Here is a 13,037-nt window from a genome sequence, read left to right as displayed (position 1 = left end):
CCGTTGCCCCATGAACGCTTCCGGCCGGCTCCTGGCGCGCCTCACGCTGCTCGGTGTGCTCAGTGCGTCGGGGATGACAGCCGCCCTACCCGTCCACGCCGATGACGCCTCGCCGGCCCCCTCCCAGAAGTCCGCGGCCACTGAGCTCGCCGCCCTCCATGAGGCGCCCTGGGACCGGAGAGGAGACTTCATCCTGTCCCCGGGTGCCTCTCTCGAGGCGCTCTCAGAGCTGCCCGAGGACGCTCCGGCCGCACGGTCCTGGGCCGAGGGAGGTTCCCGCACCGGCTGGTTCGGTGAGGCGTGGACCGACGTCGACGGTGACGGCTGTGACACCCGTAATGAGATCCTGGCCCGGGACCTGACGGACGCCGACTTCTCGCGTGCCGACGGGGTTCAGCCCCGCGAGGAGGGACGTGGCCGGGGTGCGGGAGTATGTCCGGACGCCACCGTCTGGGCGGGCGTTCTTCTCGATCCCTACACCGGGAGAAGGATCACCTTCACACGTGGTCAGGGGACCTCGGCAGCCGTCCAGATCGACCATGTCGTGCCGTTGAACTACCTCTACGCCCACGGGGCCTGGCAGTGGGATGAGCGCACACGACTACTGGTGGCCAACGACCCGCTGAATCTCGTCGCCGTCGAGGGCGAGGCGAACCAAGCCAAGGGTGCCTGCGGCCCGGCGAGCTGTCCCGTTGGTTCCACTGAGACCGGCAGCTGGCGACCTACCGGCCCAGGTGGCTGGTGGCCGGCCAACACCTCCTACCGCTGCACCTACGCGCGTCGTTTCGTCTCAGTGGCTGCCGCCTACCGACTCGGTCTGCCCCAGGCCGACAAGGAGGCGCTGGGCACCACCTTGAACAGCTGTCTCGCCGGCGGGGACGGGACCGCGTCCCTCCCGGAACGGGCCTCTCGCACCGCGAAGGAGGTCGGCTCGGTTGTCTGGCGCCGTCCCGGATATGCCGCACTCGCCGCCATCGGCGCCCTGGTGCTGGGGTGGGGGCTCATCCTTCGGGGGCGACGCCGCGGGCGTGCAGCCTCGGGGCGTCGACGCCGTTCCATGCCCCACCACTGAGTCCCTTGCTTAGGATGCCGTCATGGCAGCTCACCCCCGTTCCGCATCCAGCGGCAACAGCGCCCCAGGTGCCCCGACATCGGCTCGCATCGACGTCTGGCTGTGGAGCGTGCGGCAGATCAAGTCCCGCTCGGCTGCGACGAGCGCGTGCAGGGCGGGGCATGTGCGTATCAACGGAGAGACCGCCAAGCCCGCCCAGCACGTCTCGGTGGGAGACGAGGTCCGCTACCGCGTCGACGGGTTCGACCGGCTGCTGACGGTCACTCGGATCCTCACCAAGCGGGTGGGCGCGCCCATCGCCCGCACCGCGTACATCGACTCCTCTCCCCCTCGCCCGTCTCCTCTGGATGCGCCGGCCGCCGTCATCAGAGATCGTGGAGCAGGCCGGCCCACGAAGAAGGAGCGACGTCAGCTCGACGCCCTCATGGGAGGCGGGCGCCATCAGGATGACCGCTTCTGACGCACTGGGGGTGAGCGGCCTCACCGCCAGCGGATTTCTGAAGGAGCCGTCCCATGGGTTAGGGTTCTGCTCGTTGCAAGCGGCCCGGTGCCGCGAGTCAACGGGCTGTGGCGCAGTTTGGTAGCGCACTTGACTGGGGGTCAAGGGGTCGTGGGTTCAAATCCCGCCAGCCCGACCAATCCAATACGAAAGTCCGCACTCTCCTGAGAGAGCGCGGACTTTTTGGTGGAATCGCTTCAGCGGTAGAGTTTCACATTCTTCCGACAGCACCCCCATCAACACGAGACACATTTGCATCCCACATAACAACCGTTGGGTATATTTAAGTTTCTAGCCTCTGCGAGAATCTACCAACCCCTAATCACGATCCGGCAAACGTTGCAATGACGCCAGTCTCGCACCTCAACCATCGCCTGACCCCACTTTTCATCTGCATCTCAAGACGAAAGAACTACCCCTCTCGGCCAACCACATGATTCAGCTGCACGACGAATTCGGTCAGAAACATCACAACCTAATAACATGCATGGTCGGCACGACTGTGGTTGAGTGAACACCGACATCAAGGGTGTCTCACAGCATCCTGCGCATCGGCTCATAGCCGGTTGCGCAAATCAGACTGTGTTCTCACATTCCCGATCAGAGAGAACGACATATGAACATCAAGCGCGTCATTGCCGCAGCTGCGCTCACCGTCGTGCCGCTGACCGCCTCTTCGGCCGCACTGGCCGCCCCGGCCGCCCCTCAGGCGGCAGCACCGGCAGCTGCCGCCGCGGTTCCCGCCCAGGTGACCTCGGAGGGGGCCCAGTACGCCAACACCGTGCTGAACAAGGTCAACGAGCTGCGCAGCAGCCTGGGCCTTCAGCCCGTGACCCGGTACCAGGAGCTCGACGCCGTCGCACAGGACTGGTCCGAGCAGCAGGCCGCCGCCAGCAACATGAGCCACCGCCCCGACTTCACGTCGGTCTACCCGGCAGGCTGGACCGTCGGTTCTGAGAACGTGGCGTGGCGGACCGCGGGTGGCGATACCGGCGCGCTGATCTTCAACCAGTGGCTCAACTCCCCCGACCACTACCAGAACATGGTCAACCCGGACGTCAACTCCATCGGCATCGGATTCGCCCAGACCCCGGACGGCAAGTGGTACGCCACCCAGAACTTCGCCGCCTACAACGCCAGCAACACGTCGCTGACCACGACGACTCAGACGACTCAGAGGAAGAGCAACACTCCGCCGTCGACGAGCAACACCCCGCCTGCGGACACCCGTTCCCCGGAGCCGACCCCCGAGACCACTCCGTCGACGCCGTCCCCCGAGCCGACTCCTTCGGCCCCGGCGGCTCCTCCGACCGCGGAGACCACCACCCCTGCGGCCACGTCGACGCCGTCCGCTCCGGCCACCACGGTGAGCACTGAGACCGTCACGACCACCGGTACCCCGGCCAAGCCGTCGGCGACTCCCACGGCTGCGGCTCCTCGCACCAACCCGACGAAGCCCGCCCTGGCCACCACTGGTCCGAGCATCGCCTTCGCCGTCGTCGCCGCCGGCCTGCTCGGCTCCGGTGCCTTCCTCGTCATGCGTCGCCGCCAGGCCAGCTGACTGAGCTGAAAAGGCTCCAAGAACACGAGCCGTTCGTCTGACGGGCGCCTGTTGGTCCACTGATCGGTGTGGGCCGCAGGCGTCCGTCTTCGCGTTCCTCGTGCCGCGCTTACGTGGAGACGTCATCCTTGAGAGGATGAGACTGTGAAGCACCTTCCCCTGGAGCCCGAGCTCCTCGCAGTGTTGCCCGCGCAGATCGATCTCCGTCTTGTCGTCACCGACATGGATGGAACTCTCCTTGATGGTCGGGGGCGCGTTCCCGCCGGGCTGATGGATGCAGTGGTGGACATGCGAGACGCCGGCGTCGTCTTCGCCCCTGCCTCGGGCAGGCAGCTGTCCAACCTGCGTGCGGTCCTGGGCTCCGCCGTTGACGAATCACCACTGATCGCTGAGAACGGTTCCTTCGTCGTCCACGGCGGTGAGGAGATCCATTCCGACACCATCAGGGCCCAGGATGCCGAGGCCGCCATCACCACGACCCGTCACCTGGTCGACTCCGGATACGACGTCGGCGCGGTTGTGGCCTGCAAGTACTGCGCCTACATCGAGCGCTCCGATGCGGCCTTCCTGGAACAGGCAAGGTTGTACTACGAGGCGCTGGAGATCGTCGAGGACCTCACCACCATCCCCTTGGATGAGGCGCTCAAGGTCGCCGTCTTCGACTTTGACGACGTCGAGAACGGCAGCTCCCAGGCGCTGACAGCGGCGGTTCCGCACGTGCAGACCGTCGTCTCCGGACTGCACTGGACGGACATGATGTCGGCTCGGGTCTCGAAGGGGCGTGCCCTGGCGGCGCTTCAGACCAGGCTCGAGATCCTTCCGGAGCAGACTGCCGTCTTCGGGGACTACCTCAACGACCTGGATCTCTACGACCACGCGGACCTGGGCTTCGCCATGCGCAATGCCCACCCCGGCATCCATGCCGCAGCGGCCTACACAGCACCCGCCAATACCGAGGACGGTGTCCTGCGCACGGTGGCGGAGCTGCTCAGGCGCTCGCGGAGACAGGGCTGAGACACGCCGGACGGCCCCGAACCGGTCAGTCCGAGGCCGTCCCAAGAGGTCATCCGCAGGCTTACTGGCCCAGCCAGGCCTTCATGCCTCCGCTGACGTTGACCAGCTCACCGGTGTAGCCGGCAGCAGTCAGCGCCTTGACCGCCTTGACGGAACGCACTCCACCGGCGCAGATGACCGCGGTGGGGCGGGCAGCATCGAGCTCTCCCATCCGGTCGACCACCTCACCCAGCGGGATGTTGACTGAGCCGGGGATCGCCGCGCGCGCGACCTCGTCGGGCTCACGCACGTCAAGGACCACCAGGTCCTCCCCGGCATCGAGCCGACGACGCAGCTCATCGACGTTGACTTCCTTCATCATGTCCTCCTCAAGAGGTCGTCAATCGCTGACATAACAGAGCATCCGGCTGGTCTGGCCGGGCTAGCGACGCAGACCGCGGTAGCGGGTGATGAGGCCGCGGGTGGAGGCGTCCTGTCCTGCGAGGGCTTCCTCGTCCCCCTGGACGGCGGGGGCGATCTCGAGGGCCAGCTTCTTACCGAGCTCGACCCCCCACTGGTCGAAGGAGTCGATGCCCCACACGATGCCCTGGGTGAAGGTGATGTGCTCGTAGAGGGCGATGAGCTCTCCGACGACCGCGGGCGTCAGCGCCGGGGCGAGGATCGAGGTGGTCGGCTTGTTGCCGGTAAAGACACGGGCCGGGACGATCTCCTCGGCGGTGCCTTCGGCGCGTACCTCGTCGGCGGTCTTGCCGAAGGCGAGTGCCGCGGTCTGGGCCAGGTAGTTGGACAGGAACAGCTCGTGGACGTCCACTCCCCCGTCCTTGGTGGGGTGAGCGGGGTTGGCCACGGCGATGAAGTCCGCGGGGATGAGCTGGGTGCCCTGGTGGATGAGCTGGTAGAAGGCGTGCTGGCCGTTGGTGCCCGGCTCGCCCCAGAAGACCTCGCCGGTCTCGGTGGTCACGGGGCTGCCGTCCCAGCGCACGGACTTGCCGTTGGACTCCATGGTGAGCTGCTGGAGGTAGGCGGGGAAACGGTGCAGGTACTGGGCGTAGGGCAGGACGGCGTGGGAGCCGGCCTTGAAGAAGTTGACGTACCAGACGTTGAGCAGACCCATGAGCATGGGGACGTTCTCGGCCGGGGCCTTGGTGGCGAAGTGCTCGTCTACGGTGTGGAAGCCGGAGAGGAAGTCGGCGAAGTTCTCCGGGCCGATGGCCACGGCCAGGATCGTACCGACGGCGGAGTCCACCGAGTAGCGCCCGCCCACCCAGTTCCAGAACCCGAAGGCGTTGGCCGGGTCGATGCCGAACTCGGCGACCTTGTCCAGGGCGGTGGAGACGGCCACGAAGTGCTTGGCGATGGCGCCGTCGGTCTCAATGCCCTTGGCCTGGAGGGCGGCCAGGAACCAGTCGCGGGCCATGCGGGCGTTGGTGAGGGTCTCCAGGGTGGTGAAGGTCTTGGAGGCGATGATGAACAGGGTCGTCTCCGGGTCGAGGTCCGCGACCTTCTCGGCGCAGTCGGTGGGGTCGATGTTGGAGATGAAGCGGCACTGAAGGCCCTTCTGCACGTAGGGCTTGAGGGCCTCGTAGACCATGACGGGGCCGAGGTCGGAGCCGCCGATACCGATGTTGACCACTGTCTTGATGGGCTTGCCGGTGATGCCGGTCCACTCCCCTGAGCGCACGCGGCGGGCGAAGGCGTAGATCTTCTCCAGGACCTCGTGGACGTCGGCGACGACGTCCTGGCCGTCCACGGTCAGGGAGTCGGTGGCCGGGCGGCGCAGGGCGGTGTGGAGGACGGCCCGGTCCTCGGTGATGTTGATGTGCTCGCCGGCGTACATGGCGTCGCGGCGGCCCGGGACGTCTACCTGCTGGGCGAGCTCGGCCAGGGCGTCGCGGACGTCGTCGGTCAGCAGGTTCTTGGACAGGTCGACGTAGAGGTCTCCCAGCTCGTAGGAGAAGCGCTCGGCGCGCTCGGGGTCGTCGGCGAACCAGGCGCGCAGGTCCGGGGTCATGGTGTCGTGGAGCTCGGTGAGGTGCTTCCAGGCGGGCGTGGTGGTGGGGTCAACCGGATTCAGCATGGCTACAGTCTATGGGTGTTGCGGCCGCGCGCCACTGTCCGGCACGACCCTCTTGGTACTGCCTGTCATCTTCGTGCTCGTCCAGGGTTCAGCGTCGCTGGCGCTTCTCGCGCACGCGCACCCCGATCTGGATGGGGGTGCCGGTGAAGCCGAACTCCTCGCGCAGGCGGCGCTCGATGAAGCGCCGGTAGCCGGCGTCGAGGAAGCCGGTGGTGAAGATGACGATCCGGGGCGGGGCCACCTGGACCTGGGTGGCGAAGAGGATGCGGGGCTGCTTGCCGCCGCGCACCGGGTGCGGGGTGGCCGACTGCAGCTGGCCCAGGAAGCCGTTGAGCCGGCCCGTGGGCACGCGCGTGGTCCAGCCCTCCAGGGCGGCGTCGAGGGCGCGCACGAGCCGGTTGGTGTGCCAGCCGGTCCGGGCGGCCAGGTTGATGTGGGGGGCCCAGGAGACGTGGGCCAGGTCGTGCTCGACCTCCCACAGGAGCATCTTCTGACGCTCCTCGTCCACCCGGTCCCACTTGTTGTTGACCAGCACCAGGGCGCGGCCGGCGTCGACGGCCTGCTGAACCACGCGCACGTCCTGCTCACTGATCGGCTCGGAGGCGTCCAGGAGGACCACGGCGACCTCGGCCTTGTCGATGGCGCCCTGCGTGCGCAGCACCGCGTAGTAGTCGGCGCCCCGCGACTGCTTGACGCGCCGGCGGATCCCTGCAGTGTCGACGAAGACCCACTGACGCCCGTCGAGCTCGATGATCTCGTCGACCGGGTCACGGGTGGTGCCCGCGGTCTCGTTGACGACGACGCGCTCCCTGCCCGCTATGGAGTTCAGCAGCGAGGACTTGCCGACGTTGGGCCGCCCCACGAGGGCGATGCGGTGCAGGTCCCCCTCAGGCGCTGCGGCGGCCACGGCGGAGACCTCCGGGAGGACCTCCATGACGGCGTCGAGGACCTCGCCGCTGCCCCGGCCGTGCAGGGCAGAGACCGGGAAGGGCTCGCCCAGCCCCAGGTTCCACAAGGCGGCGGCGTCCCCCTCCTGGGCCGGGGAGTCGACCTTGTTGGCGGCCAGGACCACCGGCTTGCCGCTGCGGCGCAGCATCCGCACCACGCGGGCGTCGGTCTCGGTGATGCCGACCTGGGCGTCGACGACCAGCAGGACGGCGTCGGCCATCTCCACGGCGACCTCGGCCTGGGTGGCCACGGCGGCGTCGAGGCCGGCCACGTCCACCTCCCAGCCGCCGGTGTCAACGATGGTGAAGCGGCGCCCGGCCCACTCCGCGGGGTAGGAGACCCGGTCGCGGGTGACACCGGGGGTGTCCTGGACGACGGCCTCACGGCGACCCAAGACCCGGTTGACCAGCGTTGACTTGCCCACGTTGGGCCGACCGACAACGGCCAGGACCGGCAGCCCGGGCTCGACGCCGTCACCGGTGGGCAGGCCGTCGTCGGCCTCCAGGAGGGCGAGGTCCTCCTCATCGAGCTCGTAGTCGGCCAGGCCCGCGCGCATGGCCTGGGCCCGCAGGTCCTCCTCGGCGTCCCGCTGGGCGGCGGCGTCGGCAGCCTCCTCCACCAGGTCCAGGACCCGTTCGACGGACTGCTCCAGGGTCAGCTCCGAGGTGTCCACCAGGGTGACGCCCTCGGGTGCGGTGAGGAACTGGGAGACCGTGGCATCATCGCGGTCGCGGCGCACCACCTGGTCGCGCAGGGCGGCGGCGTCGACCTGCTTGCCGGCAGCTTCCAGGTCCCCGGCGCGGCGGGCCAGGCGGGCCTCCTCCGAGGCGGTCACCAGCAGGCGGGCGTCGGCGTCGGGTGCGATGACGGTGGTGATGTCACGCCCCTCGGCCACGATTCCGGCGCCCTCGGAGAAGGACCCGGCCTGCCCGGTCGCCTCGAAGCGGATGATATCGCGCTGGCGGCGCGCCAGCTCGGCGCGCACCTCGAGGTTGGTGGCGACCTTCGAGACGACGGTGGCGATGTGCGGGTCGCGGATCGCGGTCGATACGTCCGTGCCGTCCACGGTGAAGGTGGGGTGCTCGGGATCCAGCCCCATGTGCAGGGGCATGGCGGCGACGGCCTCGGCGACGGCGACCTCGTCGTCCAGGTCGATCCCCTCGTGCTCGCACCACCAGGCGGCGGCCCGGTACATGGCACCGGTGTCCAGGTAGGCCAGTCCCAGCTCGGCGGCGACACTCCGCGATACGGTGGACTTGCCCGATCCGCTCGGTCCGTCGATCGCAACGACGATTCCCATGGTGCCCTCCATCAGGGTCCGATTTCCGGTCATGAACTGGGGCAAGCGTCCCACACTCCGGCGCGGTACTGCGGATCAGGCCCCCATGAGTACTGACACAGGCGGGTCTGCGCGGCACATTGATCCGCTTTCAGCCCGCCACGACGCGCCAGCCTCGGGCGTCCAGCGCCTCCTCCAGCCGTAGGGCGGCCGCCGGTAGGACGGAGATGAGGGCGATACCGGCGCTCTGCCCGGCCGAGTGCTCCAGGGAGAAGTCCTCGATGTTGACACCGGCGGCGCCGACATCCGAGAAGAGCCTGCCCAGCTCGCCGGCGGCGTCGGGTACCAGGACCTGGACCTCGGTGTAGCGGCGCGGCGCCCCGCCATGCTTGCCGGGAATGCGTGCCCGACCAAGGTTTCCCCGGGTCATGACGTCGGTGACCGCGCCGACGGCCCCGGGAGCGACCACACGTGCCGCTCCCGGGGCCGTGTGCTCCGGGCCGTCCGGATCGCAGACGGCCGCCTCGATCCCCGTGATCAGCGCGCTGAGGTCATCACTGATCCGGCGCAGCAGGTCGACCACGGGCCCGGCGTTGCCCACGATGATGGCCGACCACAGCCTGGGATCCGAGGCCGCGATCCGGGTGACGTCACGAAGGCCCTGCCCCGACAGGGCCAGGGCCCCCTCCCCCAGCTCCTCCAGCCGGGCGGCCACGAGTGAGGAAACGAGCTGGGGCATGTGGGAGACGGCGGCGACGGCGGCGTCGTGCTCCGCCGCCCCCATGCGCACCGGGGTGGCGCCCACATCGACCGCCAGGTTCCTGATGACCAGCTCCGCCTGCGGATCGGAGTCCTGGCCAACAACCACCCAGGGGCGCCCGGCGAAGAGGTCGGAGTCGGCGGCGCCGGCGCCTGAGCGCTCCCGGCCCGCCATCGGGTGGGATCCGATGTACCTGCGCGCCTCGGCTCCCGCCCGGGCCCGGACCTCGGTGACGACCCGCTCCTTGACGGAGGCGACGTCAGTGACCACGGCACTGGGGTGGGCGCTCAGCTGTGCGACGACGACGTCGGCGGTCACGTCGGGCGGCGTGGCCACGACGACGACCTGCGGCTCGGGGCTGTCCTCGCCGTGAAGCGCTCCCGCCCCCATGTCTCGGGCCAGGGCCAGGGAGGTGGGCGAGGTGTCGGCGAGCTGGACCTCAACACCCGCCGTCCGCAGCGCCAGGGCGAGCGAGGTGCCCAGCAGTCCCGTGCCGACGATGAGCACCGGACCTCGCGTGGAGACTGACGTGGACGGCTCGCTCGTGCTCACAGCCCGACCTCCTGCTGCAGCGCGGCGATCTCCTCGCCGCTGAGGGGGCGGGTCTGGCCGGGGCGCAGGTTGCCCAGCCGCAGCGGTCCCAGCCTGGTGCGCGCCAGTCGCGTCACCGGGTGGCCGACGGCGTCCAGCATGCGTCGCACGATGCGGTTCTTGCCGGAGTGAAGGGTGATCTCGACGATGGAGCCGCGCGGCCCGGAGTCCTTGACGGTGACCCGGTCCGCCTTGGCCTCACCGTCCTCCAGCTCGATGCCGCGCCGCAGCTTGCGCGGAACCCAGGGCTCTACCTGTCCCTCGACGATGGCGACATAGGTCTTGGCGATCTCGAAGCTGGGGTGCATGAGCCGGTGGGAGAGCTCGCCGTCATTGGACAGCAGGAGCAGCCCCTCGGTCTCGGTATCGAGGCGGCCGACGTGCACCAGGCGCAGCGAGTCGGGCAGCTCGGGGTGCTCGGCCAGGTAGTCGCGTCCGTACTGGGCCACGGTCGGGCGGCCCTCGGGGTCCTCCATGGTGGTGACGACCCCGGCCGGTTTGTGGAGCATGAGAGTGATGAGCTCGGGGTTGGTGAGGATTCGGCTTCCGTCAACGCGGATCTCCTGGGTCAGCGGGTCCACCCTGACGCCCGGCTCGGTGACAGTGACGCCGTCGACGCTGACGCGGCCGTCGGCGATGAGCTGCTCGCAGGCGCGGCGCGAGGCGACCCCGGCGTGGGCCAGGACCTTCTGAAGCCGCTGCCCGGAGGAGACGTGCGGGTCGTCCTGGCCGCCCTTGGTGGTGCGCTCACGCATCTGAAGCAGACGGGACTCCTCATCCTCGTCGATGGCCTCGGCGTCGAAGGCGGCCAGGTCGGCGGCGTCGGCCCGCTCGTCGAGCTCCTCGAGGTCGTCCTCGTCGTAGAACTCCTGCGCCCCGAAGTCGCTGTGGGGCACGGACTCGGTGCGGGAGTGGCGGTTCCTCGGGGTCATGGGGTCCTCCTACCGGCCATCTCATCGGCCTGTTCGACGATCTCCCCCAGCGCCTCGACGCGAGGGAGGTAGGGAGCCAGGGGCGGCAGCTCGTCCAGGGAGTCGATTCCCAGGTACTCCAGGAAGTCCCCCGTGGTTTGGTACAGGATCGCACCAGAGGCCTCGGCACCGGCCTCCTCAATGAGGCCGCGGGCGTGCAGGGTGCGCATGACGCCGTCGACATTGACCCCGCGGATCTGTGCGACGCGCCCCCGGGTGACCGGCTGCCGGTAGGCGACGACGGCCAGGGTCTCCAGCGCGGCCTGGCTCAGGCGTGCGGTGGCGCCGCCGATGATGAACTGCTCGATGAGGTCGGCGTGCTCGGGCACGGAGGCGAAGCGCCACCCGCCTGCTGCTCGTCGTAGGAGGAATCCGTGAGCACGGCTGCCGGGCGCCTCTCCGCGGTACTCGGCGGCCAGGTCCTCAAGCAGCTCCTCGCAGGCGCTCTCCTCAATGCCGAGGGCCTCGGCGATCGCGGTGGTGGTCACCGGTTCATCGGCGACGATGAGGATGGCCTCAGCGGCGCTACGCAGCTGCGACCCGGCGGCCTCGCTCATACGAATTCCTCCTCGAGCTCAGTGAGGTTCTCAGAGGTCATCATGCCGGTCGGGTCGTCCTGGCCGCCGCACCAGGTCACGGTGATCTCGCCCATGGCCTCGGTCTGGTCCAGCTCGGCGATGCCCTGCCGGTGGAGAATGAGCAGCGCCAGGAAGCGGGCCACCACGACGGCGGTGCGCTCAGCGTCCTCAATGATCTGGGTGAAGGTCAGGGTTCCGTGACTGCGCAGCCTGAGGGCGATGAGGCTCAGCTGTTCACCGACCGGTACCCGCTCGTGCAGGTGGACGGTCTGGACGCCCGGATCCGTGGGCCGGGTGAAGGCGCCCACTGCCAGCCGGGTCAGCTCCTCAGGGGTGATGGTGGCCACGAGCCTGGGCAGCAGCGCCGCCAGATGCGGTTCCAGGGCGACGATGCGGGGGTGGCTGCGTGCGGAGGTCTCCGCCCGGTGACGGAAGGCCGCTGCGGCCTCCTTGAAGGCCCGGTACTGCAGGAGCCGGGCGAAGAGCAGGTCACGGGCCTCGAGCAGCTCGAGGTCGGGCTCCTCCTCGTCCTCGTCATGGGGCAGAAGGCGGTGGGCCTTGAGCGCCAGGAGGGTGGAGGCCACGACAATGAACTCCGATGCGCGCCCCAGGTCCCAGTCCGAGCGCATGTGGGCGATGAAGTCGTCGGTCACCTCGGCCAGCGCCAGCTCGGTGACGTCGAGCCGCTTGCGGGCGATAAGGCTCAGTAGCAGGTCGAAGGGCCCCTCGAACTGGGGCAGCGTGACACTGAATCCGGGCAGCCGGGGCGGCCCCTGCTCCGCCGGCTCAGGCGACATCGCCGCGGGCGATGACCTCGCGGGCCAGCCGGCGGTAGGCGTCCGCACCGGGGTGGGAGGGCGCGTAGCTGGTGATCGGCTCATTGGCCACGGAGGCGTCCGGGAACTTGATCGTGCGCCGGATGCGCGTGTCGAAGAGCTGCTCGCCGAAGGCCTGCTCGAGGCGCTCGAGCACCTCCCGGGAGTGCAGGGTGCGGGAGTCCACCATGGTGGCGAGGATGCCGTCGATCTCCAGGGTGGCGTTGAGACGATCCTTGACGCGCTCGACGGTCTCCACCAGGAGCGCCACCCCGCGCAGGGCGAAGAACTCGGTCTCCAGCGGGATGATGACGCCGTGGGAGGCGGTCAGGGCGTTGATGGTCAGCAGTCCGAGCGAGGGCTGGCAGTCCACGAGGATCACGTCGTACTCGTCGAGAACCGGGCGCAGCACCCGCTTGAGGGCCTGCTCGCGGGCGACCTCGTTGACGAGCTGCACCTCGGCGGCGGACAGGTCGATATTGGCCGGGACGATGTCCAGTCCCTCCACCGTGGTCTCGTGGATGACCGTGCGGATGTCCGGACGGCTGGCGACGAGCAGGTCGTAGATGGTGGAGTCGAGCTCGTGAGCGTTGATGCCCAGGCCGGCCGAGGCCGCTCCCTGGGGGTCGAAGTCGACGATGAGGACCTTGCGCCCCAGCTCGGCCAGCGCCGCACCGAGGTTGATCGTCGTCGTGGTCTTGCCGACGCCGCCCTTCTGGTTGCACATGGAGATGACCCGAGCGGGTCCGTGCGACTCCAGCGGCGCGGGAACGGGGAAGTCCTTCCCCTCGTTCTCGTCGGTGCCGGGGTTGTCGATCAGGCCTGGCTGGATGGAGTCATTCACGTCGTCCAGCCTAGTCGAAAGCCGACCG

The 13,037-nt window shown here is 68.9% G+C and carries 12 protein-coding genes and 1 tRNA gene; 5 read left to right on the top strand and 8 right to left on the bottom strand.

Annotated elements, in window-relative coordinates:
• Nucleotides 1-10: 10 nt before the first annotated feature.
• From BKH32_RS06570 to BKH32_RS06550, 5 genes are all read left to right on the top strand, one after another.
• Nucleotides 11-1,072 (top strand): HNH endonuclease family protein, encoded by a 1,062-nt coding sequence (locus BKH32_RS06570; protein WP_075249192.1) that lies wholly within the window; start codon nt 11-13, stop codon nt 1,070-1,072.
• Between the two features lie 22 nt (nt 1,073-1,094).
• Entirely contained in the window at nt 1,095-1,532 is a 438-nt protein-coding gene (locus BKH32_RS06565) for an RNA-binding S4 domain-containing protein (RefSeq protein WP_075249191.1), read from the top strand.
• Nucleotides 1,533-1,633: 101 nt separating this feature from the next.
• A tRNA-Pro gene (locus tag BKH32_RS06560) sits at nt 1,634-1,710 on the top strand.
• A gap of 477 nt (nt 1,711-2,187) precedes the next feature.
• Nucleotides 2,188-3,132, top strand: coding sequence for a CAP domain-containing protein (locus tag BKH32_RS06555; protein WP_075249190.1), 945 nt, complete (start codon nt 2,188-2,190; stop codon nt 3,130-3,132).
• A gap of 144 nt (nt 3,133-3,276) precedes the next feature.
• A complete protein-coding gene (locus tag BKH32_RS06550) occupies nt 3,277-4,146 on the top strand; it encodes an HAD family hydrolase (RefSeq protein WP_075249189.1) in 870 nt (289 codons plus the stop codon).
• A gap of 61 nt (nt 4,147-4,207) precedes the next feature.
• Here the strand turns inward: BKH32_RS06550 and BKH32_RS06545 are convergent, their stop codons facing one another.
• The 8 genes from BKH32_RS06545 to BKH32_RS06510 form a co-directional block, all read right to left on the bottom strand.
• Complete coding sequence (locus tag BKH32_RS06545) at nt 4,208-4,507, bottom strand: rhodanese-like domain-containing protein (protein ID WP_075249188.1); 300 nt, start codon at nt 4,505-4,507, stop codon at nt 4,208-4,210.
• A gap of 60 nt (nt 4,508-4,567) precedes the next feature.
• A complete protein-coding gene (gene pgi / locus BKH32_RS06540; protein ID WP_075249187.1) occupies nt 4,568-6,223 on the bottom strand; it encodes a glucose-6-phosphate isomerase in 1,656 nt (551 codons plus the stop codon).
• A gap of 88 nt (nt 6,224-6,311) precedes the next feature.
• Complete coding sequence (der, locus tag BKH32_RS06535) at nt 6,312-8,471, bottom strand: bifunctional cytidylate kinase/GTPase Der (protein ID WP_075249223.1); 2,160 nt, start codon at nt 8,469-8,471, stop codon at nt 6,312-6,314.
• A 130-nt stretch (nt 8,472-8,601) separates the two neighbouring features.
• Complete coding sequence (locus BKH32_RS06530) at nt 8,602-9,762, bottom strand: prephenate dehydrogenase (RefSeq protein ID WP_075249186.1); 1,161 nt, start codon at nt 9,760-9,762, stop codon at nt 8,602-8,604.
• Nucleotides 9,759-10,733 (bottom strand): pseudouridine synthase, encoded by a 975-nt coding sequence (locus tag BKH32_RS06525; RefSeq protein ID WP_075249185.1) that lies wholly within the window; start codon nt 10,731-10,733, stop codon nt 9,759-9,761. The genes BKH32_RS06530 and BKH32_RS06525 overlap by 4 nt, the downstream gene beginning before the upstream one ends.
• Nucleotides 10,730-11,329, bottom strand: a complete 600-nt coding sequence (gene scpB, locus BKH32_RS06520; RefSeq protein ID WP_075249184.1) for an SMC-Scp complex subunit ScpB — start codon at nt 11,327-11,329, stop codon at nt 10,730-10,732. Before scpB ends, BKH32_RS06525 begins: the two co-directional genes overlap by 4 nt.
• On the bottom strand, nt 11,326-12,147 hold the full coding sequence (locus tag BKH32_RS06515; RefSeq protein ID WP_075249183.1) for a segregation and condensation protein A: 822 nt from the start codon (nt 12,145-12,147) through the stop codon (nt 11,326-11,328). The genes scpB and BKH32_RS06515 overlap by 4 nt, the downstream gene beginning before the upstream one ends.
• Complete coding sequence (locus BKH32_RS06510; RefSeq protein WP_075249182.1) at nt 12,137-13,009, bottom strand: ParA family protein; 873 nt, start codon at nt 13,007-13,009, stop codon at nt 12,137-12,139. The genes BKH32_RS06515 and BKH32_RS06510 overlap by 11 nt, the downstream gene beginning before the upstream one ends.
• Between the last annotated feature and the right edge of the window lie 28 nt (nt 13,010-13,037).

The sequence above is a fragment of the Actinomyces oris genome, from assembly GCF_001929375.1.
Classification (GTDB): Bacteria; Actinomycetota; Actinomycetes; order Actinomycetales; family Actinomycetaceae; genus Actinomyces; species Actinomyces oris_B.
The sequence above is the reverse complement of the archived record's forward strand: the minus strand, read 5'-3'. Positions and strand labels throughout refer to the sequence as shown.

What these genes read in the sequence shown, in the direction of transcription:
- scpB (WP_075249184.1), bottom strand. Translation starts at nt 11,329, where the DNA reads ATGAGCGAGGCCGCCGGGTCGCAGCTGCGTAGCGCCGCTGAGGCCATC.
- BKH32_RS06525 (WP_075249185.1), bottom strand. Translation starts at nt 10,733, where the DNA reads ATGACCCCGAGGAACCGCCACTCCCGCACCGAGTCCGTGCCCCACAGC.
- BKH32_RS06555 (WP_075249190.1), top strand. Translation starts at nt 2,188, where the DNA reads ATGAACATCAAGCGCGTCATTGCCGCAGCTGCGCTCACCGTCGTGCCG.
- BKH32_RS06570 (WP_075249192.1), top strand. Translation starts at nt 11, where the DNA reads ATGAACGCTTCCGGCCGGCTCCTGGCGCGCCTCACGCTGCTCGGTGTG.
- BKH32_RS06515 (WP_075249183.1), bottom strand. Translation starts at nt 12,147, where the DNA reads ATGTCGCCTGAGCCGGCGGAGCAGGGGCCGCCCCGGCTGCCCGGATTC.
- BKH32_RS06545 (WP_075249188.1), bottom strand. Translation starts at nt 4,507, where the DNA reads ATGATGAAGGAAGTCAACGTCGATGAGCTGCGTCGTCGGCTCGATGCC.
- BKH32_RS06565 (WP_075249191.1), top strand. Translation starts at nt 1,095, where the DNA reads ATGGCAGCTCACCCCCGTTCCGCATCCAGCGGCAACAGCGCCCCAGGT.
- der (WP_075249223.1), bottom strand. Translation starts at nt 8,471, where the DNA reads ATGGGAATCGTCGTTGCGATCGACGGACCGAGCGGATCGGGCAAGTCC.
- pgi (WP_075249187.1), bottom strand. Translation starts at nt 6,223, where the DNA reads ATGCTGAATCCGGTTGACCCCACCACCACGCCCGCCTGGAAGCACCTC.